This is a genomic window from Stutzerimonas chloritidismutans (assembly GCF_020783375.1).
GTDB classification, from domain to species: Bacteria; Pseudomonadota; Gammaproteobacteria; order Pseudomonadales; family Pseudomonadaceae; genus Stutzerimonas; species Stutzerimonas kunmingensis.
This window is the reverse complement of sequence record NZ_CP086067.1, coordinates 2,077,818-2,099,726: the sequence shown is the minus strand read 5'-3', so window position 1 is coordinate 2,099,726 and position 21,909 is coordinate 2,077,818. Positions and strand designations below refer to the sequence as shown.

The 21,909-nt window shown below is 60.3% G+C and carries 20 protein-coding genes; 12 read left to right on the top strand and 8 right to left on the bottom strand.

From position 1 onward, the window contains the following. Positions 1 to 88: 88 nt before the first annotated feature. The 5 genes from serS to ftsK form a co-directional block, all read right to left on the bottom strand. On the bottom strand, positions 89 to 1,369 hold the full coding sequence (gene serS / locus LLJ08_RS09810; RefSeq protein WP_228208834.1) for a serine--tRNA ligase: 1,281 nt from the start codon (positions 1,367 to 1,369) through the stop codon (positions 89 to 91). 72 nt (positions 1,370 to 1,441) lie between these two features. Further along, positions 1,442 to 1,816, bottom strand: coding sequence for a fluoride efflux transporter CrcB (gene crcB, locus LLJ08_RS09805; RefSeq protein WP_023446949.1), 375 nt, complete (start codon positions 1,814 to 1,816; stop codon positions 1,442 to 1,444). Beyond that, positions 1,813 to 3,138: a replication-associated recombination protein A gene (locus LLJ08_RS09800; protein ID WP_228208833.1), complete on the bottom strand. Its 1,326-nt coding sequence runs from the start codon at positions 3,136 to 3,138 to the stop codon at positions 1,813 to 1,815. The genes crcB and LLJ08_RS09800 overlap by 4 nt, the downstream gene beginning before the upstream one ends. Positions 3,139 to 3,208: 70 nt before the next feature. Then, positions 3,209 to 3,835: an outer membrane lipoprotein periplasmic chaperone LolA gene (gene lolA, locus LLJ08_RS09795; RefSeq protein WP_014820083.1), complete on the bottom strand. Its 627-nt coding sequence runs from the start codon at positions 3,833 to 3,835 to the stop codon at positions 3,209 to 3,211. 17 nt (positions 3,836 to 3,852) lie between these two features. Further along, positions 3,853 to 6,306, bottom strand: coding sequence for a DNA translocase FtsK (gene ftsK / locus LLJ08_RS09790; protein ID WP_172602807.1), 2,454 nt, complete (start codon positions 6,304 to 6,306; stop codon positions 3,853 to 3,855). 161 nt (positions 6,307 to 6,467) lie between these two features. On the opposite strand from ftsK, the gene trxB reads away from it, so the two are divergent. The 4 genes from trxB (at position 6,468) to infA (ending at position 9,227) form a co-directional block, all read left to right on the top strand. After that, positions 6,468 to 7,415 (top strand): thioredoxin-disulfide reductase, encoded by a 948-nt coding sequence (gene trxB / locus LLJ08_RS09785; protein ID WP_228208832.1) that lies wholly within the window; start codon positions 6,468 to 6,470, stop codon positions 7,413 to 7,415. A gap of 52 nt (positions 7,416 to 7,467) precedes the next feature. Next, complete coding sequence (gene aat, locus LLJ08_RS09780) at positions 7,468 to 8,148, top strand: leucyl/phenylalanyl-tRNA--protein transferase (protein WP_221104485.1); 681 nt, start codon at positions 7,468 to 7,470, stop codon at positions 8,146 to 8,148. Positions 8,149 to 8,200: 52 nt separating this feature from the next. Next, positions 8,201 to 8,908 carry an arginyltransferase gene (locus tag LLJ08_RS09775; RefSeq protein ID WP_090520481.1) on the top strand — a complete coding sequence of 236 codons (708 nt, stop codon included), beginning with the start codon at positions 8,201 to 8,203 and terminating at the stop codon, positions 8,906 to 8,908. Positions 8,909 to 9,008: 100 nt separating this feature from the next. Further along, positions 9,009 to 9,227: a translation initiation factor IF-1 gene (gene infA, locus LLJ08_RS09770; RefSeq protein ID WP_002553999.1), complete on the top strand. Its 219-nt coding sequence runs from the start codon at positions 9,009 to 9,011 to the stop codon at positions 9,225 to 9,227. A 131-nt stretch (positions 9,228 to 9,358) separates the two neighbouring features. On the opposite strand, the gene clpA is transcribed toward infA, so the two are convergent. Further along, positions 9,359 to 11,629 (bottom strand): ATP-dependent Clp protease ATP-binding subunit ClpA, encoded by a 2,271-nt coding sequence (clpA, locus tag LLJ08_RS09765; protein ID WP_014820078.1) that lies wholly within the window; start codon positions 11,627 to 11,629, stop codon positions 9,359 to 9,361. Positions 11,630 to 11,658: 29 nt separating this feature from the next. Continuing rightward, positions 11,659 to 12,021, bottom strand: a complete 363-nt coding sequence (gene clpS / locus LLJ08_RS09760) for an ATP-dependent Clp protease adapter ClpS (RefSeq protein ID WP_003298832.1) — start codon at positions 12,019 to 12,021, stop codon at positions 11,659 to 11,661. A gap of 218 nt (positions 12,022 to 12,239) precedes the next feature. Here clpS and cspD point away from each other — a divergent pair, with 218 nt between their 5' ends. Beyond that, on the top strand, positions 12,240 to 12,503 hold the full coding sequence (cspD, locus tag LLJ08_RS09755) for a cold shock domain-containing protein CspD (protein WP_003298830.1): 264 nt from the start codon (positions 12,240 to 12,242) through the stop codon (positions 12,501 to 12,503). 61 nt (positions 12,504 to 12,564) lie between these two features. Here the strand turns inward: cspD and icd are convergent, their stop codons facing one another. Then, positions 12,565 to 13,821 (bottom strand): NADP-dependent isocitrate dehydrogenase, encoded by a 1,257-nt coding sequence (icd, locus tag LLJ08_RS09750; RefSeq protein WP_014820077.1) that lies wholly within the window; start codon positions 13,819 to 13,821, stop codon positions 12,565 to 12,567. Positions 13,822 to 14,183: 362 nt separating this feature from the next. Between icd and LLJ08_RS09745 the strand changes: the two genes are divergently transcribed. From LLJ08_RS09745 to LLJ08_RS09715, 7 genes are all read left to right on the top strand, one after another. Next, positions 14,184 to 16,412, top strand: a complete 2,229-nt coding sequence (locus LLJ08_RS09745) for an NADP-dependent isocitrate dehydrogenase (protein ID WP_228208831.1) — start codon at positions 14,184 to 14,186, stop codon at positions 16,410 to 16,412. Positions 16,413 to 16,516: 104 nt separating this feature from the next. Continuing rightward, on the top strand, positions 16,517 to 16,957 hold the full coding sequence (locus LLJ08_RS09740; protein ID WP_046618908.1) for an NUDIX hydrolase: 441 nt from the start codon (positions 16,517 to 16,519) through the stop codon (positions 16,955 to 16,957). A gap of 69 nt (positions 16,958 to 17,026) precedes the next feature. Then, positions 17,027 to 18,154 (top strand): tRNA 2-thiouridine(34) synthase MnmA, encoded by a 1,128-nt coding sequence (gene mnmA / locus LLJ08_RS09735; RefSeq protein ID WP_228208830.1) that lies wholly within the window; start codon positions 17,027 to 17,029, stop codon positions 18,152 to 18,154. Beyond that, positions 18,151 to 18,789 (top strand): high frequency lysogenization protein HflD, encoded by a 639-nt coding sequence (hflD, locus tag LLJ08_RS09730; RefSeq protein ID WP_014820073.1) that lies wholly within the window; start codon positions 18,151 to 18,153, stop codon positions 18,787 to 18,789. Before mnmA ends, hflD begins: the two co-directional genes overlap by 4 nt. An 87-nt stretch (positions 18,790 to 18,876) precedes the next feature. Continuing rightward, positions 18,877 to 20,247, top strand: a complete 1,371-nt coding sequence (purB, locus tag LLJ08_RS09725) for an adenylosuccinate lyase (protein ID WP_228208829.1) — start codon at positions 18,877 to 18,879, stop codon at positions 20,245 to 20,247. Between the two features lie 76 nt (positions 20,248 to 20,323). After that, a complete protein-coding gene (locus LLJ08_RS09720) occupies positions 20,324 to 21,490 on the top strand; it encodes a ribosomal protein uL16 3-hydroxylase (RefSeq protein ID WP_228208828.1) in 1,167 nt (388 codons plus the stop codon). After that, a complete protein-coding gene (locus tag LLJ08_RS09715; RefSeq protein WP_023446962.1) occupies positions 21,483 to 21,908 on the top strand; it encodes a GNAT family N-acetyltransferase in 426 nt (141 codons plus the stop codon). The genes LLJ08_RS09720 and LLJ08_RS09715 overlap by 8 nt, the downstream gene beginning before the upstream one ends. The last annotated feature ends 1 nt before the right edge of the window (position 21,909 follow it).

Sequence of the window (21,909 nt, the reverse complement as noted above, 5' to 3'; positions counted from 1 at the left end):
GGTGGTATGGGCATGACAGCCATTACGGCCGCGATGCCCCTTGTCGAATATCAAGGATCCGGCCTGATGCCGAACCGCTGCTGCAGCCTCAGCCGATGATTTCGATACCACCCATGTATGGCTTCAGTACGTCGGGCACCACAACGCTTCCGTCAGCCTGCTGGTAATTCTCCAGTACGGCGACCAGGGTACGACCGACCGCCAGGCCCGAACCATTGAGGGTGTGCACGAGCTCCGGCTTGCCGGTTTCCAGATTGCGGTAACGCGCCTGCATGCGCCGCGCCTGGAAGTCGCCACAGTTGGAGCAGGAAGAAATCTCGCGGTACTTGTCCTGGCTCGGCACCCAGACTTCCAGGTCATAGGTCTTGGTCGCGCCGAAACCCATGTCACCGGTGCACAACGACAACACACGGTAAGGCAACTCCAGCAACTGCAGCACCTTCTCGGCGTTGCCGGTCAGCTCTTCCAGCGCCTCGAAGGACCTGGACGGCTCGACGATCTGCACCATCTCGACCTTGTCGAACTGGTGCTGACGGATCATGCCGCGGGTATCGCGGCCCGACGCACCCGCCTCGCTGCGGAAGCACGGCGTGTGGGCGACGAACTTCAGCGGCAGCTGCTTGGCATCGAGAATCTCGCCGGACACGATGTTGGTCAGCGATACCTCGGCGGTCGGAATCAGGTAGAAGTCCGCTTCGCCTTCACGGCTGATCTTGAACAGGTCTTCCTCGAATTTCGGCAACTGACCGGTACCCTGAAGCGCCGGCGCCTGTACGAGATACGGCGTGTAGGCCTCTTCATAGCCGTGATCGCGGGTGTGCAGGTCGATCATGAATTGCGCCAGGGCGCGATGCAGGCGGGCAATCGGGCCGCGCATCAGGGCGAAGCGCGCACCGGACAGCTTGGCCGCGGTCTCGAAGTCCAGCCAGCCATGCTGCTCGCCCAGGGCAACATGATCCTGCACCGGGAAGTCGAAGGTCTTCGGCGTGCCCCAGCGGCGAACCTCGAGGTTCTCGTCCTCATCCGCACCGACCGGCACCGACTCGTGCGGCAGGTTGGGAATGCTCAGCATTAGCTGGTCGAGTTCGCTCTGGATGCGGTCCAGCTCCTGCTTGCCGGAGTCGAGCTCCGAGCCCATGCGATCCACGTCGGCGAGCAACGGCGCGATGTCCTCACCGCGCTGCTTGGCCTGGCCGATGGATTTGGAGCGCGCGTTGCGCTCGGCCTGAAGTTGTTCGGTGCGGGTCTGCACGGTCTTGCGCTGAGCTTCCAGCGCTTCAATGCGCGCCACGTCCAGCTGGTAGCCACGGGTGGCCAGGCGGGCCGCCACGTCCTGTAGCTGAGTGCGTACCAGTTTCGAATCAAGCATGGTGGGTCTCGTCTGTGAAAGCTTGGATGAAGGGCGAAGAGGGGGCGAAGTTTACTGTGAACGCGCGCCGGTTCATAACCTCGCGAGCGCCAGACCGGCCCAGGCCGCCAACAGGCCACCGAACACGCTGCCGCCGACATAGGCGAAGGCAGTCGCCAGCTGACCGCTTTCAAGCAGCCGCAGTGCGTCAAGTGAGAAGCTGGAGAAAGTCGTCAGTGCGCCAAGAAAGCCGATGATCAGTGCGCCACGCAGCTCGGGTGAAATGTCCGGTCGGGCGAGAAAGGTTGCATAGAGATAGCCGATCAGCAGGCACCCCAGCAGGTTCACGGCCAGCGTGGCCAGATAGAAATGCCGTGGCCATTGATTGCTGACCCAGGTCGCCAGGGCAAAGCGCAACAGGGTCCCGATCACGCCGCCACAGGCGACGGCGAAGGCCATGCGGATCATTCCTTTCTCCGTTGTTTCGGGCTTTCGCGGTCGAGCCGGGCAAGGTGCTCGAGCTTGTCGCGGATCTTGCTTTCCAGCCCGCGCGGGGCCGGATGGTAGTAACGCCGCGGCTGCATCGCTTCGGGAAAATAATCCTCGCCTGCAGCATAGGCATCCGGTTCGTCGTGGGCGTAGCGGTATTCGTTGCCGTAGCCGAGTTCTTTCATCAGCTTGGTCGGTGCATTACGCAAATGCAGCGGCACTTCCTGCGAGCCGTTCTCGGCAGCATCGCGCATGGCTGACTTGAACGCGGTGTAGACGGCGTTGCTCTTCGGCGCGCAGGCGAGATAGACGATCGCCTGCGCTACGGCCAGCTCCCCTTCCGGGCTACCCAGGCGCTCCTGCACATCCCAGGCGTTCAGACACAGCGGTAGCGCGCGCGGGTCGGCATTGCCGATCTCCTCGCTGGCCATGCGCACGACGCGCCGGGCAATGTACAGCGGGTCGCAGCCACCATCGAGCATACGCGCGAACCAGTACAGTGCCGCGTCGGGATTGGAGCCGCGCACAGACTTGTGCAGTGCCGAAATCTGGTCGTAGAACGCCTCACCGCCCTTGTCGAAACGGCGACGGCTGTCACCCAGCAGATCCTGCAGCAAGTCGGTGCTGATGCTACCGCCCTCCTCGGCCAGGTCCGATGCGTTCTCCAGCAGGTTGAGCAGCCGACGACCGTCACCATCGGCAGCAGCCAGCAGCATCTGGAAGCTCTCTTCCGGCAGTTCCAGATGCAGGTCACCCAGCCCTTTTGGATCGCTCAATGCGCGGGTGACCAGTTTACGCAGCGCCGCCTCGTCGAGACTTTTCAGCACGTAGACGCGGGCGCGCGAGAGCAAGGCGTTGTTGAGCTCGAAGGAGGGATTCTCGGTGGTCGCACCGATGAAGATCAGCGTGCCGTCTTCGACGTAAGGCAGGAAGGCGTCCTGCTGGGACTTGTTGAAGCGATGCACTTCATCGACGAACAGGATGGTGCGCCGTCCGTACTGGGCGGCCTGCTGCTTGGCGATTTCGACCGCCTGGCGAATCTCCTTGACCCCGGCGAGCACGGCGGAAACCGTCTCGAAATGGGCATCGGAGACTTTTGCCAGGAGCCGCGCCAGTGTGGTCTTACCAACCCCGGGCGGCCCCCAGAACACCATGGAATGCAGCGCGCCCTGTTCCAGCGCCTCGCGCAACGGCTTGCCGCGCGCGAGCAGGTGCTCCTGCCCGACGTACTCGTCGAGGCTGGCTGCACGCAGACGCGCGGCAAGGGGTTGAGCGACAGGCTCGCGGCTGAACAGGTCCATTGCGGACGGTTACCTCGATTGCAGCGGCCAGCCGCTGCGCAGGCCGCCTGATACGAATGTCAGATGAGGGTCACTCGGAAATGACGTCGGCACCCTCAGGAATCTCGAAGGTGAACGTGTCGGCCTTGAGCGGCTGATTCATCTTCACGCCCATGAAGAGGATATTGGTACGCTGACCGACGCTGTCGATCAGCTGCATGTCGTTGATCACGCCGCTACGGAACGACAGGCGCAGATTATCGAACAACGTGTCCTTGGCCTTGGGCTTGAGGGTGAAATCCACAACCTCACCGGCCTCCTTGTGGGAAACCTCGAAGTTCTCGCTGATGGTCGATACGTCACCGGAGAGCAGTAGCGCCGGGGTATGCGTCAAGCGCTGGTCGAGTTGCTGGACGGTGACCTGCTCCAGGTCGGGGTCATACAGCCAGACCTTCTCGCCGTTGGAAACCAGCAGCTGCTCCATCGGTGCATCGGTGTGCCAGCGGAACTGCCCGGGGCGCTTGAGCGCCAGTTCGCCGGAGGTTTCCTGCAGCTGGGTGCCGCTGCCGTCGAGCGACAGCTGCGAGAAGCGGCCGGTCAGGGTTTCAGCTTGGTTCAGCAAATCAGTCAGTCGTTTGGTGGATGCAGCCTGGTCGGCGTGTGCCGGGGCCAGGGCAACCATCAGGACAGATGCACACAGCAAACGGATCAATTGCATTTAGCCCTCGAAGCGATTCAATCGCGCATAGGCGGCGGCGCGATGACTTCGCGCGAGCCATTGGTGTTCATGGATGTCACCACGCCAGCCATTTCCATGGCCTCGATCATCCGCGCGGCGCGGTTATAGCCAATCTTGAGTTTGCGCTGCACGGCGGAAATCGACGCACGGCGGCTTTCAGTGACGAAGCGAACGGCCTCGTCGTACAACGGGTCTTCTTCGCTGCCCTCTCCGCTGCCTTCGCCACTGCTACCATCGAAGCCGCTACCCGCCTCTTCGGCGCCAGCAAGAATGTCTTCAATGTAGTCAGGCGCGCCACGGGCCTTCCAGGCCTCGACCACCCGGTGCACTTCCTCATCGGAAACGAACGCGCCATGGACACGAATCGGCAGGCCGGTGCCCGGCGGCAGGTAGAGCATGTCACCGTGCCCCAGCAACTGCTCGGCACCACCTTGGTCGAGGATGGTGCGCGAATCAATCTTGCTGGATACCTGGAATGCCATTCGGGTGGGAATGTTGGCCTTGATCAGGCCGGTAATCACATCCACCGACGGACGCTGGGTGGCAAGGATCAGGTGAATACCCGCCGCGCGTGCCTTCTGTGCGATACGCGCGATCAGCTCTTCGACCTTCTTGCCGACGATCATCATCATGTCGGCGAATTCGTCCACCACCACGACGATGGTCGGCAGGGATTTCAGCGGCGGCGGCTGGTCATCCATGCTCTCGCGACGGAACAGCGGATCGGTAAGCGGTGTGCCCGCCTCTTCGGCTTCCTTGACCTTGCGATTGAAGCCCGCGAGGTTACGCACGCCCATGGCCGCCATCAGCTTGTAGCGCCGCTCCATCTCAGCGACGCTCCAGCGCAGTGCGTTGGCCGCCTCCTTCATGTCCGTGACGACAGGGCAAAGCAGGTGCGGAATGCCTTCGTAGATCGACAGTTCAAGCATCTTGGGATCGATCATGATCAACCGCGCCTCTTCCGGCGTGGACTTGAACAGGATCGACAAAATCATCGCGTTGACGCCCACCGACTTACCGGAACCAGTGGTACCAGCCACTAGCAGGTGCGGCATCTTCGCCAGGTCGGCGATGACCGGCTTACCGCCGATATCATGGCCGAGTGCCAGGGTGACCGGTGATTTGGCGTCGTCGTAGGGGGCCGAAGACAGCACCTCGGAGAAGCGCACGATCTGACGATCCTCGTTGGGAATCTCGATGCCCACAGTGGTCTTGCCCGGAATCACTTCGACCACCCGCACGCTGATCACTGCCAGTGAGCGCGCAAGGTCTTTGGCCAGATTGGAGATACGGCTTACCTTCACACCGGCTGCCGGCTGGATTTCGAAGCGGGTGATCACCGGGCCTGGATGTACCGACTCGACGATGACCTCTACACCGAACTCCTTCAGCTTGATCTCCAGCAGCCGCGACATCGCTTCCAGCGACTCAGGCGAGTATTGCTTCTGCTGTTTCTCGGCAGCATCAAGTATCGAGATCGGCGGCAGGCTGCCCTCGATCAGCGGATCGACAAACAGGTTGGCCTGCTTTTCTTTCAGCACGCGCTTGCTCGGTTCGGCGGCTTTGGCAGGAGCAGGCGGAGCGATCACCGGAGCCACACGCTTGTCGCGCTCGCTCATGTGCTTGGCCAGGGACTCGTCACGTTCGATGATGCGCTCCTTGACCTTGGCCTGCTCACGACGGTCGCGCACCATCGGCGCAGCCACCTCGCTCACGACATCGTCAACTTCTCGCAACTGGGCGACCATCTGCTTGCGCTCGGCGCGGGCGCTCCACCAGCGACTGAAGAAGCTCTGGATCAGCTCGATGAGGTCGAGAGTGATCTTGCCGGTGATGTCCATCACTTTGAACCAGGACAGATCCGTGAACACCGTCAGGCCGAACAGGAAAAACGCCAACAGCGCAAGGGTGCTGCCCTGTACGTTAAGTGACAGAACGGCCAACTGACCGAGGCTCTCTCCCAGCGCACCGCCGGCAGACGCGGGCAAGCCAGGAGCGGCCTGGAAATGGATATAGGCCAGCGCGGACCCGGACAGGACCAGGAACACCAGACCGATCAGGCGCCAGGAGAACAGCCAGCCGTTCCACACCCAGGGTTGATGACGCGCGCGGAACACTTGCCAGGCCTTGACGCCAAGCAGCAGGGGAAACAAATAGGCGAAATAGCCCAGCGCCATGAACAGAACATCAGCAAACCAGGCGCCGGCACGGCCGGCAGCGTTGCGGACCTGATCGACATTGCTGGTGTGGGTCCAGCCAGGATCGCCCGGGTCGTAGGTAAGCAACGCCATCCACAGGTAGACGCAGAGCGCACCGAGCGCTATCAACGCGCCTTCCTTGAGGCGATAGTGCAATTGTTGTCGCCAGACGGTTGCCGGCGCGGTAGATGAGGAATTCTTCAAAACGCTTTCTTTCCTGCGCCTGCGGCGCGATGAACCGTAGTCAGCCAGAACCCCGGCATTGTACGGGTTTGTCGATTCGATGGCATGCAGGTTCCGCGGCGGCTTGGGCTTTTGCCGATGCTTCGGTGTAGCATAAACGCCCGATTTCCCGACGCGGCTCGACTGGAGCACGCTTCTCTATTTGCAACAAAGGCTTATGAGGGCTTTTTATGAGTGAAGTCAAGCATTCGCGTCTGATCATCCTCGGCTCCGGCCCGGCCGGATATACCGCTGCGGTATACGCTGCCCGCGCCAATCTGAAGCCACTGATGATCACCGGCATCCAGCCCGGCGGTCAGTTGACCACCACTACCGAAGTCGACAACTGGCCCGGCGATGTCGAAGGTCTGACCGGCCCGGACCTGATGGTCCGCATGCAGAAGCACGCCGAGCGCTTCGACACCGAGATCGTCTTCGATCACATCCATACCGCAGAGTTGCAGCAGCGCCCATTCACCCTGCGCGGCGACAGCGGCGTCTATACCTGCGACGCATTGATCATCGCCACCGGTGCCTCGGCACAATACCTCGGCCTGCCCTCTGAAGAGGCGTTCGCTGGCCGTGGTGTATCGGCCTGCGCCACCTGCGACGGCTTCTTTTATCGCAACCAGGTCGTCGCGGTGATCGGCGGCGGCAACACTGCGGTCGAGGAAGCGCTGTACCTGTCCAACATTGCCAAGGAAGTCCACCTGATCCACCGCCGCGACAAACTGCGGTCGGAGAAGATCCTGCAGGACAAGATCATGGACAAGGCGGCCAACGGCAACATCCGCCTGCACTGGAACCATACCCTCGAGGAAGTACTCGGCGATGCCAGCGGCGTGACCGGTGTCCGTTTGAAGAGCACTCTCACCGGCGAAGAGAACAAGCTGGACCTCGCCGGCGTATTCATCGCCATCGGCCACAAGCCGAACACCGACCTGTTCCAGGGCCAGCTGGAAATGAAGGATGGCTACCTGAAGATTAGAGGTGGCGGCGAGGGTGATGCCACCTGCACCAGCATCCTTGGCGTCTTCGCTGCTGGTGATGTGGCTGATCACGTCTATCGCCAGGCGATCACCTCGGCCGGTGCCGGCTGCATGGCCGCTCTGGACGCAGAAAAGTACCTCGACAACTGATCTAGTGGCGGGCCCTCGGCCCGCCCTCTCCTACCTGCATATGCGTGGCGACATGCTGACCTGGCTAAAGCGCGACGATCTCTGCTTCCCCCCTCTCGAAGCGGCTTTGCGAGAACCCAACGGCCTTTTGGCTGCTGGGGGTGACCTTAGCCATGAACGCCTGCTGGCCGCCTATCGCCACGGCTGCTTTCCCTGGTACCAGGATGGGCAGCCGTTGCTGTGGTGGTCTCCCGATCCGCGAACGGTGCTGTTCCCGAACGAACTGCATGTGTCGCGCAGCCTGCGCAAGCGCATCCGTCAGGCCGAATTTCAGGTGACCTTCGATCAAGCGTTTACCGACGTGATCCAAGGCTGTGCCGGGCCTCGTAGCTATTCGGACGGAACCTGGATCACCACACCGATGCAGCAAGCCTATGTTCAGTTGCACGAAATGGGTGTCGCGCATTCGGTAGAAGTCTGGCAGGAGCAGCATCTCGTCGGCGGACTCTACGGACTGGCAATCGGTAAGCTATTTTTCGGCGAGTCGATGTTCAGTCGCGCTACCGATGCGTCCAAGGTTGGATTCGTCACACTGGTGGAACAGCTGCGTGACTGGGGTTTTGTCCTGATTGACTGCCAGATGCCGACACGTCATCTGGAAAGCTTTGGCGCCCGCAGCATTGCGCGTGAGCAATTCGCCGCCGCACTTGCCGAGCATCTGGATCAGCCCAGCGCAGCCGACTGGCGCGCCTAGTCGGCTACCGCAAGCTGACCTACACTCAGCTCATGATTTCTGAGAGTTGACCATGACTTCACTGGCTCGCCTCAAGTTCTACGCCACACAGCCCCATGCGTGCAGCTATCTGCCCGATGAACAGGCCACCACGCTGTTCCTCGACCCTAGCCAGCCGATGGACGCGCAGGTGTACGCGGAACTCTCCGAGATGGGCTTCCGGCGTAGCGGCGATCACCTCTACCGCCCCCACTGCCAGCGGTGCTCGGCCTGCATTCCGGCTCGCATTCCGGCAAACTCGCCAGAGCTCAGCCGGCAACAGAAACGAATCCTCAAACGCAACGCTGACCTGCAGGTACGTTGTGTTCGCCCGGCGTTCAGCGAGGAGCTCTACGCGCTCTACGCGACCTACATCGAAAAGCGCCATGCGGACGGCGACATGTACCCCCCCAGCCGCGAGCAGTTCAATACCTTCCTCGTGCGCGACCTACCGTTTTGTCGATTCTACGAATTCAGGCTGGATGGACGACTGCTCGCAGTCGCCGTCACCGATGTACTGCCCAATGGACTGTCCGCCGTTTACACCTTCTACGATCCCGAAGAAGAACGGCGCAGCCTGGGGCGCTACGCGATTCTCTGGCAGATCGGCGAAGCAGCGCGTCTCGGCCTGAAGGCCGTGTACCTCGGGTACTGGATCAAGAACTGCCGGAAGATGAATTACAAGACCGAATATCGCCCCATCGAACTGCTGGTCAACCAGCGCTGGGTGACGCTCAGCTGAAGTCCTTGGCTCATCGACCCATTTCGGGCACAATGCTTGCCGCTTTTGCCCGCGCACGCATGCGCCGGGTCACTCATTTGGACACCGAGGACTTTACTGAATGTCGAAAGAAGACAGCTTCGAAATGGAAGGTACTGTCGTCGACACCCTGCCTAACACCATGTTTCGTGTGGAGTTGGAAAACGGGCACGTCGTTACTGCGCACATCTCCGGAAAGATGCGCAAGAACTACATCCGGATTCTTACCGGTGACAAGGTTCGCGTGGAACTGACCCCCTACGATCTGAGCAAGGGTCGCATCACCTACCGCGCCCGCTAAGCGAGCCGCGAGAAAAATGCCCGGTTTATGCCGGGCTTTTTTGTTGCAGCAGCAAACAGCCGGAAACGGACGCACGCAATGCCGGAACGAAAAACGCCCGGCCGAAGCCGGGCGCTCGATACCACCTAGGGTCAGGCCAGCTCTGCAGTGGTCTCGAATTCGAAGAACGGCTCGCCGCCCCGAATATCGATGTGAACCACGCCACCATGTTCGGCCAGCTCACCGAACAGGATCTCCTCGGCCAACGGCCTCTTGATCTTGTCCTGAATAAGCCGTGCCATCGGCCGCGCACCCATCTGCGCATCGTAGCCATGCTCCGCCAGCCAGCTGCGCGCAGCATCTGACACCTCCAACGTCACATGCTTGTCTTCGAGCTGCGCCTGCAGCTCGATCAAGAACTTGTCGACGATGCTCTTGATGACTTCGTGACTCAGACGGCCGAACTGGATGATGGTATCCAGACGATTGCGAAACTCTGGCGTAAAGCTCTTCTTGATGACCTCCATCGCGTCAGAGGCATGATCCTGCAAGGTAAAACCGATAGAAGCCCGCGCCGCGGTCTCCGCACCAGCATTGGTGGTCATGATGATGATCACGTTGCGGAAGTCGGCCTTGCGACCGTTATTGTCCGTGAGCGTGCCATGATCCATGACCTGCAGCAGCAGGTTGAAAACCTCGGGGTGCGCCTTTTCGATTTCGTCCAGCAACAGCACGCAATGCGGCTGCTTGGTGATGGCCTCAGTCAACAAGCCGCCCTGGTCGAACCCAACGTATCCCGGAGGCGCACCGATCAGACGAGATACAGTGTGACGCTCCATGTACTCGGACATGTCGAAACGGATCAGCTCGACGCCCAGCGCTCGAGCCAGCTGGCGTGCAGCCTCTGTCTTACCCACGCCGGTAGGCCCGGCAAAAAGGAACGATCCAACCGGCTTGTCCGGAGCCTTCAATCCAGCCCGTGAAAGCTTGATGGCTGTCGCCAGCGAGTCGATCGCATCATCCTGGCCAAAAACCGTGAGCTTCAGATCGCGCTCGAGGTTACGCAGCAGCTCCTTGTCCGAACTGCTGACGTGCTTCGGCGGAATCCGCGCAATCTTTGCCACGATGTCTTCGACCTGTTCGACATCAATGCACTTGACCCGCTGCTCTTCCGGCTGCAGGCGCTGATAGGCGCCCGCCTCATCGATCACGTCGATGGCCTTGTCAGGCATATGCCGATCATTGATGTAGCGCGAGGCCAATTCTGCCGCGGCACGAAGCGCCTCATCGCTGTATTCGATGTTGTGATGCTGCTCGAAACGCCCCTTAAGGCCACGCAGAATGCCGATCGTGTCTTCGACTGAAGGTTCGCTGACATCGACTTTCTGGAAGCGACGCGCGAGGGCGCGATCCTTCTCGAAGATCCCACGGAATTCCTGGAAGGTCGTAGAACCGATGCAGCGGATTTCACCGGAAGAAAGCAAGGGCTTGAGCAGGTTCGACGCATCCATCACGCCGCCAGACGCAGCTCCGGCACCGATGATCGTATGTATCTCATCAATAAAAAGAATGGCATGCGGCCGCTTGCGCAACTCTCCGAGCAACGCCTTGAAGCGCTTCTCGAAATCACCTCGATACTTCGTACCCGCCAGCAGCGCACCCAGATCTAGCGAGTAGACGACGCTATCAGCGAGCAGGTCCGGAACCTGATTATCCACTATGCGTTTTGCCAGGCCCTCAGCAATAGCGGTCTTACCGACGCCAGCTTCACCTACGAGAAGCGGATTGTTCTTACGCCGACGCGCGAGAATCTGCGCGACACGCTCGACTTCGTTCTCACGCCCAACCAGCGGGTCGATCCGTCCTTGACGCGCCAGCTCGTTCAGATTGCTCGCATAGGCATCCAGAGGATTGCCCGACGCACCCGGCTCGCCACCGTCCTCATCCTGCATCTCCGCATCGTTCTCCGGGCTACCAGCATTGCCAGGCACCTTTGAAATACCGTGAGCAATGTAGTTGACGACGTCGATACGCGCGACGTTCTGCTGCTTGAGAAGGAATACGGCCTGGCTCTCCTGCTCGCTGAAAATCGCGACCAGCACGTTTGCCCCGGTCACTTCCCGCTTGCCAGAGCTTTGGACATGGAATACGGCACGCTGCAGTACGCGCTGAAAGCCAAGCGTAGGCTGGGTTTCGCGCTCCTCATCGTGCTGTGGAATTAGTGGAGTGGTGGAATCAATGAACTCCTGCAGATCATGGCGCAGCTTGTCCAGGCTCGCGCCACAGGCCCGCAGCACGGTGGCTGCCGCTTCATTGTCCAGTAGGGCCAACAGGAGGTGTTCAACCGTCATGAATTCATGACGTTTGGTACGTGCCTCTTTGAAAGCCAGATTCAGAGTGACTTCGAGCTCACGGTTCAACATAGCTTTCACCTCTTCTCCAGCAGTCGGAGTTAACCGTCCTTCTCGATCTCACAGAGCAGCGGGTGCTGGCATTCCCTTGCATATTGATTCACTTGCATCGCTTTGGTTTCGGCTACGTCGCGCGTATAGAGCCCGCAGACGGCCTGCCCCTCGGTATGGACGGCCAGCATGATCTTGGTGGCCTGCTCCCTGCTGTGATTGAAAATGCCTTCCAGCACCTCGACGACGAAATCCATCGGTGTGTAGTCGTCATTGAACATGACAACTTTATACATCGGTGGTGCCTTTAATTCCGGCTTGGCCTCCTGGACAGCGAGACCAGACGCGTCGTCTTCGTCCCGTTGAGGCCGGTCCTGATTGAATGTTAGTCGAATCTGAGCAAATGCATGCATGCGCATAACGGTTCTAGGTCGTGGCGCGGGGGCCAGATAAATATGGACAGCTTCGCAGCCAGCTGACGAGTCGCCTTGACTATCGGCAAAACGGTGATACAAACAGTATGTGCCTACAAGGGCAAACGGGTTGCGCAACATGAGGCCTCGGGCTGCATAAGCGCGGAATGAAATGGATGTTACTCCAGTAATGGACTCCTTTGCAGAGGGATAACAGCATGCTAAGCGGTAAGGTCAAGTGGTTCAACAACGCCAAAGGCTACGGGTTCATCGTAGCAGACGGCGGCGATGAGGACCTGTTCGCCCACTACTCGGCCATCCAGATGGAAGGCTATCGAACTCTGAAAGCTGGGCAAGCGGTCATGTTCAACATCCTGCAGGGTCCGAAAGGCCTTCACGCAACCGACATCAGGCCACAGCAGGCCGTGTCCGAGGCGACGACCCCTGCTGCTGCCCAAGGCGTCTCGACGGTAGATGCCTGATTTGTCCTGAAACGAAACAAAAAAAGGCCGATCATCTGATCGGCCTTTTTCATTCCACACCTTACATATGGCTGATCATCGCGTCGCCAAATTGCGAGCATGACATCAACTGGGCGCCCTCCATGAGACGCTCGAAGTCGTAGGTGACGGTCTTGGCGGCGATAGCGCTCTCGGTCGACTTGATGATCAGGTCTGCCGCTTCCACCCAACCCATATGGCGCAGCATCATCTCAGCCGAGAGAATCAGCGAGCCCGGATTGACCTTGTCCTGACCGGCGTACTTCGGCGCGGTACCATGCGTAGCTTCGAACATGGCGACCGTGTCAGAAAGGTTTGCCCCGGGGGCAATACCGATACCACCGACCTCAGCGGCAAGCGCGTCGGACAGGTAGTCACCGTTCAGGTTGAGTGTTGCGATGACGTCGTACTCGGCCGGGCGCAGCAGGATCTGCTGAAGCATGGCATCGGCAATGGCGTCCTTGACTACTATGTTCTTGCCGGTGTTAGGGTTCTTGAACTGCATCCAGGGCCCGCCATCCAGCAGCTCGGCGCCAAACTCGTCGCGGGCCACTTCATAGCCCCACTCCTTGAAGGCACCCTCGGTGAACTTCATGATGTTGCCCTTGTGGACAATGGTGACGGAGCTGCGGTCATTGTCGACGGCGTACTGCAACGCCTTGCGAACGAGACGCTTCGTACCTTCCAGTGAAACCGGCTTGACCCCAATTCCGCAGTTTTCGGTAAAACGGATTTTCTTGACGCCCATTTCCTCGGTAAGGAACTTGATGACCTTTTCCGCTTCCGGGGAGCCTGCCTTCCACTCGACACCGGCGTAGATGTCTTCGGAGTTCTCCCGGAAGATCACCATATCCACATCGCCCGGCTTCTTGACCGGGCTCGGCACACCGGTGAACCAGCGAACCGGACGCTGGCAGACGTAAAGATCCAGCTCCTGGCGCAGCGCAACGTTCAAGGAGCGGATGCCACCGCCGACCGGAGTGGTCAGGGGGCCTTTGATCGACACGACGTAATCGCGGACAGCTTCGAGGGTTTCCTTCGGCAGCCAGGTGTCCTGATCGTAGACCTGCGTAGCCTTCTCGCCCGCGTAGATCTCCATCCAGGCAATCTTGCGCTTGCCGCCATAGGCCTTCTGAACAGCGGCATCCACGACCTTGATCATCACCGGGCTGATGTCGACGCCGATACCGTCCCCTTCTATATAAGGGATGATCGGGTTGTCGGGGACGTTCAGGGTGTTATCGGCATTAACGGTAATTTTGTCACCGCTGGATGGCACCTGGATCTTTTGGTATCCCATGCTGGACTCCGTCTTCGTGGTTAGACATCGATCATCTTTGAGGGTAACCCACTCGAATTGCCTGAAACTACATGTTCGTTCGTCGTATGCGCAATGCCGTTCTGCCCGAGGCTGGCTCGATGGTATACTGCCGCGATGACTCACAAGTCATAAGGGACGAACCTGTCTTGTACAAGTCCCGCCCCTTGAAACCTCAGAGTCGCTACCGCGGCTCGGCGGTTCAAATGCTCGACACTCTATTGGTGCATCCATCATCACCGCGGCGAATCCCCCTTCTGGTTTCATCTAGACGGAGAGCCAGAGCGCCTACCCGGCGCACTCGGGATTCTGTGCACGCCCTGCAAGAAGAGAGTTATCGCTAAATGTCCACCCCTTCGAAGATCATCTATACCTTCACCGACGAAGCCCCTGCGCTGGCTACCTATTCGCTTCTTCCTATTGTAGAAGCCTTCGCCGCCTCCGCTGACATAGCCGTCGAAACACGCGACATCTCTCTTGCAGGGCGCATTCTTGCGAGCTTTGCCGACCAGCTCGACGCTGACAAGAAAGTCGACGACGACCTGGCCAAGCTTGCCGAGCTGACCGTTCAGCCCGATGCCAACATCATCAAACTGCCCAACATCAGCGCTTCCGTGCCGCAGCTCAAGGCCGCCATCGCCGAACTGCAGACCCTGGGCTACAACATCCCCAACTTCCCGGAAGACCCGCAGACCGATGCGGAGAAAGATACCCGCGCCCGCTATGGCAAGGTACTCGGCAGCGCCGTGAACCCCGTGCTGCGCGAAGGCAACTCCGACCGCCGCGCTCCGGCCGCCGTGAAAGCCTACGCTCGCAAGCACCCGCACTCGATGGGCAAGTGGAGCAAGGCTTCGCAGTCCCATGCCGACTACATGCGTGGTGGCGACTTCTTCTCCAGCGAGCAGTCGATCACCATGGACAAAGCTGGTGACGTGCGCATTGAGTTCGCCGGCAAGGACGGCAAGGTCGAGGTCAAGAAGCAGCTGTCTCTGCAGGAAGGCGAAGTGCTCGACGGCATGTTCATGAGCTGCAACAAGCTGCGCGCCTTCTTCGAAGACACCCTGCAGGACTGCAAGGAAACCGGCGTGATGTGGTCCCTGCACGTCAAGGCCACCATGATGAAGATCTCGCACCCGATCGTCTTCGGTCATGCGGTCAGCGTTTACTACAAGGATGTGTTCGACAAGTACGGCGAGCTGTTCAAGGAACTGGGCGTCAACCCGAACAACGGTATCAGCAGCGTCTACGACAAGATCAAGTCGCTGCCGGTCTCGCAGCAGGAAGAAATCCTGCATGACATCCATGAGGTTTACAGCCACCGCCCTGAAATGGCGATGGTCGACTCGGTCAAGGGGATCACCAACCTGCACATCCCGAGCGACGTCATTGTCGACGCCTCGATGCCGGCGATGATCCGTAACTCCGGTCAGATGTGGGGCAAGGACGGCAAGCAGAAGGACACAAAAGCGGTAATGCCGGAGAGCACCTATGCCCGCATTTACCAGGAGATGATCAACTTCTGCAAGACCAACGGCGCCTTCGACCCGGTCACCATGGGCAGCGTCCCGAACGTCGGCCTGATGGCACAGAAAGCCGAGGAATACGGTTCGCACGACAAGACCTTCGAGATGCAGGCCGACGGCACCATGCGCGTCGTTCTGGCCGACGGCACCGTGCTGATGCAGCACGAAGTCGAGAAAGGCGACATCTGGCGTGCCTGCCAGACCAAGGACGCTCCGATCCGCGACTGGGTCAAGCTGGCCGTGACCCGTGCTCGCCAGTCGAACACCCCGGCAATCTTCTGGCTTGACCCGGAGCGCGCCCATGATCGTCAGCTGCAGAACAAGGTCGAAACCTACCTCAAGGATCACGATCTGAGCGGTCTGGACATCCGCATCATGGGCTACAACGAAGCCATCCGCGTCAGCATGGAGCGCATGATTCGTGGCCAGGACACCATTTCGGTGACCGGCAATGTGCTGCGCGATTACCTGACCGACCTGTTCCCAATCATGGAACTGGGTACCTCGGCCAAGATGCTCTCCATCGTTCCGCTGATGGCGGGCGGCGGCATGTACGAAACCGGCGCCGGCGGCTCCGCACCAAAGCACGTGCAGCAGCTGGTCGAAGAGAACTACCTGCGCTGGGATTCGCTGGGTGAGTTCCTGGCACTGGCGGTATCCCTGGAAGAAACCGGCATCAAGACCGACAACATCAAGGCCAAGATCCTCGGCAAGACCCTTGACCAGGCCACCGGCAAACTGTTGGACAACAACAAGTCACCGGCGCGTAAGGTTGGTCAGCTGGACAACCGCGGCAGCCACTTCTACCTGGCTCTGTACTGGGCGCAAGCTCTGGCCGCCCAGGACGAAGACGCCGAGCTGAAGGCCCACTTCACCCCGCTGGCCAAGCAGTTGACCGAGCAGGAAGCGACCATCGTCGCCGAACTGGCCGAGGTGCAAGGCAAGCCGGTGGATATCGGTGGCTACTACCGCTCCAATCCGGAACTGACCAGCAAGGTGATGCGCCCCAGCGCAACCTTCAACGCAGCCCTGGCCGCGCTGAACGCCTGAATCGACGCTTGAGTGTTATCACGAACCCCGGCCTGGTGCCGGGGTTCGTGCTTTCTGAACGGAGGTGACTGTTATCATCCCGTCATTTACACAAGGCAGCTCTTATGGACTGGCAACCGCATATTACCGTCGCGACCGTTATCGAAGACCAGGGGCGCTTTCTGTTGGTAGAAGAGCTCAAGGCGGGCCGACTCGTACTCAATCAGCCTGCTGGGCATCTCGAAGCCAATGAGAATCTGCGCCAGGCGGCTGTACGGGAAACCCTCGAAGAAACCGGCTGGGAGGTCGAGCTCATTGGCGTTGTGGGAATTTATCTGTACACCGCGCCCAGCAATGGCGTGACCTATCAGCGCGTATGCTTCGCCGCCAGAGCCCTGCAGCATGATCCGCAGCGTCATCTCGACGAGGGCATTGTCGCGGCTCGGTGGCTGAGCCGCGACGAGCTGGAGGCGCAACCTGAACGCTGGCGCAGCGAACTGGTGCCCCGCTGCATCGATGATTATCTGACCGGGCCGCTGCATTCGCTTGACGTGATTCGCAACTGAACGCGGCTTCGTCATGCCTGCTGCAGCCTGATAGAATTCCGCCCCTTTGCAGAGCCTCAGCGTGTTCCTATGTCTGTAACCACCCTCACCGCCCCGGAAAAAACACGTGTCATCGTCGGCATGTCCGGCGGAGTGGACTCTTCCGTTTCCGCCCTCCTGCTGCTCGAGCAGGGCTATCAGGTCGAAGGCCTGTTCATGAAGAACTGGGAAGAGGACGACGGCACGGAATACTGCACCGCCAAGGAAGACTTGGCCGACGCCCAAGCGGTGTGCGACCGGATCGGCATCAAGCTGCATACGGCGAACTTTGCAGCCGAATACTGGGACAACGTCTTCGAACACTTCCTTGCCGAATACAAGGCGGGACGCACGCCGAACCCGGACATCCTTTGCAACCGGGAGATCAAGTTCAAAGCCTTTCTCGACTACGCATTGATGCTAGGGGCGGACCTCATCGCGACCGGCCATTACGTGCGTCGTCGCGACGTGAATGATCGTAGCGAGCTGCTCAAAGGGCTGGACCCGAACAAGGATCAGAGCTACTTCCTGCATGCGGTCGGCGGTGAACAGCTGAGCAAGACGCTGTTTCCTGTCGGCGAGCTGGAAAAGCCCGAAGTGCGGGCGATCGCCGAAAAGTACGGGCTTGCCACGGCGAAGAAAAAGGATTCCACCGGCATCTGCTTCATCGGCGAAAGGCGCTTCAGCGACTTTCTCAAGCAATACCTTCCGGCCCAGCCCGGCAATATCGAAACCATTGATGGTGAAGTGATCGGCCGTCATCACGGCTTGATGTATCACACCATCGGTCAACGCCAGGGCTTGGGCATCGGTGGCCTCAAGGATGCTTCCGACGAGCCCTGGTACGTGCTGAGCAAGGACCTGCAGCGCAACGTGCTGGTGGTCGGCCAGGGCAACGATCATCCGTGGTTGTTCTCGCGCGCGTTGCAGGCATCTGAAATCTACTGGGTGAACCCCATCGACCTCAGCGCTCCGCTCCAGCTGACCGCCAAGGTCCGCTATCGCCAGAGCGATCAGGCCTGCACGCTGGAAAAGACGGCAGACGGCTATCGTGCCGTCTTCGAAGCGCCACAACGGGCGGTGACACCGGGCCAGTCGGTCGTGTTCTACGACGGCGAAGTCTGCCTTGGCGGCGGCGTGATCGAGCAGGCCGAACCCTGGTTCGAGGGTCGAGCATGAATACGCTCGACGAACAACTGATTGCACTCGGCGCAGTGTTCGAAGCCGCAACGTTGGTAGACCGCATCGCTCGCACCGGCCAGGTTCCGAACGCCTCGCTCGGCTGCATGCTGGGCAGCCTGCTGGCCCGCAATCCGGAAACCACACTGGAAATCTACGGCGGTGATGACCTCAATCTGCGTGATGGCTATCGCGCTCTGGTCGGTGCCTTGGAGCGCGACAGCAGCGCACTGCAGCGAGAACCACTGCGTTACGCACTGGCGATGATCGGTCTGGAGCGCCAGCTGGACAAGCGCGACGACATGCTTCAGGTCATTGGCAGCCGTCTGGATCAGATTCAACAGCAGGTCGAGCACTTCGGCATCACCCACGAAAATGTCGTGGCCTCGTTCGGCGGTTTGTACCAGGACACCCTGAGCACATTTCGCCAGCGCATTCAGGTTCAAGGCGACATGCGGCACCTGCAGCAGACGGACAATGCAGCCAAGATTCGCGCCCTGCTGCTCTCCGGAATTCGCTCGGCACGTCTGTGGCGCCAGCTCGGCGGGCACCGTTGGCAAATGATCTTCAGCCGCCGCAAGCTGCTCGATGCGCTCTATCCACGGCTGCGCTCGACCCAGGATGACGACCGCTAACGGTGGCGAATGTACCGGGCCCACCCGATCCATTCGTGTATAATCTGCGCCCTCTTTTCGTTGCCTGACTGTCCGAGAATGCCCTCTATGCAGCTTTCCTCGCTCACGGCGGTTTCCCCCGTCGACGGCCGCTACGCCGGCAAAACCAGCGCCCTGCGCCCGATCTTCAGTGAATTCGGCCTGATTCGTTGCCGCGTCCAGGTCGAAGTCCGCTGGCTCCAGCGCCTGGCAGCCCACCCAGGCATTCCGGAAGTCGCCCCCTTCTCCGCCGAAGCCAACTCGGTGCTGAACCAGCTGGTCGAGAACTTCCAGCTGGAGCACGCCGAGCGCGTGAAGGAATTCGAGCGAACCACCAACCATGACGTAAAAGCCGTTGAGTACCTGCTCAAGGAGCAGGCCAAGCAGCTGCCGGAACTGGCCAAGGTCAACGAATTCATCCACTTCGCCTGCACCAGCGAAGATATCAACAACCTCTCCCACGCGCTGATGCTGTGTGAAGGCCGCGACAGCGTTCTGCTGCCGCTGATGCGCCAGCTTGCCGAATCGATCCGCAGCCTGGCCGTTCAGTTCGCTGACGTACCGATGCTGTCGCGTACGCACGGCCAACCGGCGTCGCCAACGACGCTCGGCAAGGAGCTGGCGAACGTGGTGTACCGTCTGGAACGCCAGATCGCCCAGGTCGCCGCCGTTCCGCTGCTGGGCAAGATCAACGGCGCCGTGGGCAACTACAACGCCCACCTGAGCGCCTATCCGGAGATCGACTGGGAAGCCAACGCCCGCGAATTCATCGAAGGCGACCTCGGCCTTACGTGGAATCCCTACACCACACAGATCGAGCCGCACGACTACATTGCCGAGCTGTTCGATGCCATCGCCCGGTTCAACACCATCCTCATCGATTTCGACCGCGACGTCTGGGGCTACATCTCGCTCGGTTACTTCAAGCAGAAGACCGTTGCTGGCGAGATCGGCTCGTCGACCATGCCGCACAAGGTCAATCCGATCGACTTCGAGAATTCCGAAGGCAACCTGGGCATCGCCAACGCACTGTTCCAGCACTTGGCCAGCAAGCTGCCGATCTCCCGGTGGCAGCGCGACCTGACCGATTCCACCGTGCTACGCAACCTTGGCGTCGGCTTTGCCCATAGCGTCATTGCCTACGAAGCGAGCCTCAAGGGTATCGGCAAGCTGGAGCTAAACGTCGCCCGCATCGCCGAAGACCTCGACGCCTGCTGGGAAGTGCTGGCCGAGCCGGTACAGACGGTCATGCGCCGCTACGCCGTGGAAAATGCCTACGAAAAGCTCAAGGACTTGACCCGCGGCAAAGGCATCACGCCAGACGCTCTGCAGTCGTTCATCGACGGTCTCGACATTCCGGCTGAAGCAAAGTCGGAGCTGCGCAAACTGACGCCGGCCAACTACATCGGCAACGCTGTTGCCCAGGCCAAGCGCATCTGAGTGCGCCCATGTATGCACGCCCGGCTGTGCCGGGCGTTTTTATTTTCAGCTCTGTATATAGAGCAAGGTGTTACGCATGACTTCTGATATTCCACTTCAAGTCCTGGGCGGTATCAGCGCCCGGGAATTTCTGCGCGACTACTGGCAGAAGAAACCGCTGCTCATTCGCCAGGCCATCCCAGATTTTCAGAGCCCCATCTCGCCGGACGAACTGGCCGGCCTTTCGCTGGAAGAGGAAGTCGAATCCCGCCTGATAATCGAGCACGGACAAAGCCCCTGGGAGCTGCGTCGCGGTCCCTTCGCCGAAGACACCTACCAGCAGCTACCCGAGCGTGATTGGACCCTGCTGGTCCAGGCTGTCGACCAACTGGTACCGGAAGTCGCCGATCTGATCGAGCACTTCCGTTTCCTCCCCAACTGGCGCATCGATGATGTGATGATCAGCTATGCCGCACCGGGCGGCGGTGTTGGCCCGCACTTCGACAACTACGACGTATTCCTGCTGCAGGCGCATGGTCAGCGCCGCTGGCGCATCGGGCAGATGTGCGACAGCGAAAGCCCAATGCTGACCCACGGCGATCTTCGCATCCTGGCCGAGTTCGAAGGCACCGATGAATGGGTCCTGGAACCCGGTGACATGCTCTACCTGCCGCCTCGCCTGGCCCACTTCGGCACCGCCGAGGATGCCTGCATGACCTACTCGGTCGGTTTCCGTGCCCCTAGCGCTGCCGAGGTCCTGACCCATTTCACCGATTTCCTGGCGCAGTTCCTGCCGGACGAGGATCGCTACAGCGACGCGGATCTGCAACCGACCGACGACCCTTACCAGATTCAGAGCGACGCGTTGGATCGCCTGAAAGCGCTACTCGCCGAACACATGAACGATGAGCGTCTCCTGCTCACCTGGTTCGGCCAGTTCATGACTGAGCCCCGCTACCCGGAACGGGTGGAAGGGCCTGAGCTAAACGAGATCGAACTGCGTTCGGCACTCGAGGATGGCGCCCTGCTGGTCCGCAACCCGGCGGCACGCCTGGCGTGGAGCGAGGTCGACATCGGGCTGCTACTGTTCGCCAGTGGCCAGAGCCGCCTGCTTCCCTCTAAGCTGCGCGAACTGTTGAAACTGGTCTGCTCCGCCGACGCGTTGCACGCCGATAATATCGGCGAGTGGCTGAGCGACGACGATGCCCGGGGGCTTTTGTGCGAGCTGGTCAAACAAGGAAGTCTGGAGTTTGCTGATGAATAGCGTTCAGGTACGGATCGCCGACTGGCAGCAGGACAACGCCGAGCTGCGGCGCATTCGGGAGGCCGTGTTCATTGCCGAGCAGGCCGTTCCGCCCGAGCAGGAGTGGGATGCCGACGATAGCGAAGCCGTGCATTTTCTCGCCCTCGAGGGCGACTATCCGATCGGTACCGCACGGTTGCTGGCCGACGGGCAGATTGGCCGGGTAGCAGTCCTGCGCGACTGGCGCGGCATGAACGTGGGCGATGCGCTGATGCGTGCCGTCCTTGCGGAGGCGGAGCGCCGGGGCCTGACGGAGCAGACACTGACTGCGCAGGTTCACGCCACCGCCTTCTATGAGCGACTTGGTTTTGAAGTGGTCAGCGATGAGTTTCTCGAAGCTGGAATCCCCCACGTCGACATGCTCCGCCGGAGCCACTGAG

Coding starts and splice junctions, on each gene's coding strand:
- LLJ08_RS09720 (WP_228208828.1), top strand. CDS start 20,324: ATGACTTCTGATATTCCACTTCAAGTCCTGGGCGGTATCAGCGCCCGG.
- mnmA (WP_228208830.1), top strand. CDS start 17,027: ATGTCTGTAACCACCCTCACCGCCCCGGAAAAAACACGTGTCATCGTC.
- infA (WP_002553999.1), top strand. CDS start 9,009: ATGTCGAAAGAAGACAGCTTCGAAATGGAAGGTACTGTCGTCGACACC.
- crcB (WP_023446949.1), bottom strand. CDS start 1,816: ATGATCCGCATGGCCTTCGCCGTCGCCTGTGGCGGCGTGATCGGGACC.
- purB (WP_228208829.1), top strand. CDS start 18,877: ATGCAGCTTTCCTCGCTCACGGCGGTTTCCCCCGTCGACGGCCGCTAC.
- LLJ08_RS09800 (WP_228208833.1), bottom strand. CDS start 3,138: ATGGACCTGTTCAGCCGCGAGCCTGTCGCTCAACCCCTTGCCGCGCGT.
- icd (WP_014820077.1), bottom strand. CDS start 13,821: ATGGGATACCAAAAGATCCAGGTGCCATCCAGCGGTGACAAAATTACC.
- clpS (WP_003298832.1), bottom strand. CDS start 12,021: ATGCATGCATTTGCTCAGATTCGACTAACATTCAATCAGGACCGGCCT.
- trxB (WP_228208832.1), top strand. CDS start 6,468: ATGAGTGAAGTCAAGCATTCGCGTCTGATCATCCTCGGCTCCGGCCCG.
- cspD (WP_003298830.1), top strand. CDS start 12,240: ATGCTAAGCGGTAAGGTCAAGTGGTTCAACAACGCCAAAGGCTACGGG.
- hflD (WP_014820073.1), top strand. CDS start 18,151: ATGAATACGCTCGACGAACAACTGATTGCACTCGGCGCAGTGTTCGAA.
- LLJ08_RS09740 (WP_046618908.1), top strand. CDS start 16,517: ATGGACTGGCAACCGCATATTACCGTCGCGACCGTTATCGAAGACCAG.
- LLJ08_RS09715 (WP_023446962.1), top strand. CDS start 21,483: ATGAATAGCGTTCAGGTACGGATCGCCGACTGGCAGCAGGACAACGCC.
- LLJ08_RS09775 (WP_090520481.1), top strand. CDS start 8,201: ATGACTTCACTGGCTCGCCTCAAGTTCTACGCCACACAGCCCCATGCG.
- clpA (WP_014820078.1), bottom strand. CDS start 11,629: ATGTTGAACCGTGAGCTCGAAGTCACTCTGAATCTGGCTTTCAAAGAG.
- lolA (WP_014820083.1), bottom strand. CDS start 3,835: ATGCAATTGATCCGTTTGCTGTGTGCATCTGTCCTGATGGTTGCCCTG.
- aat (WP_221104485.1), top strand. CDS start 7,468: ATGCTGACCTGGCTAAAGCGCGACGATCTCTGCTTCCCCCCTCTCGAA.
- serS (WP_228208834.1), bottom strand. CDS start 1,369: ATGCTTGATTCGAAACTGGTACGCACTCAGCTACAGGACGTGGCGGCC.
- LLJ08_RS09745 (WP_228208831.1), top strand. CDS start 14,184: ATGTCCACCCCTTCGAAGATCATCTATACCTTCACCGACGAAGCCCCT.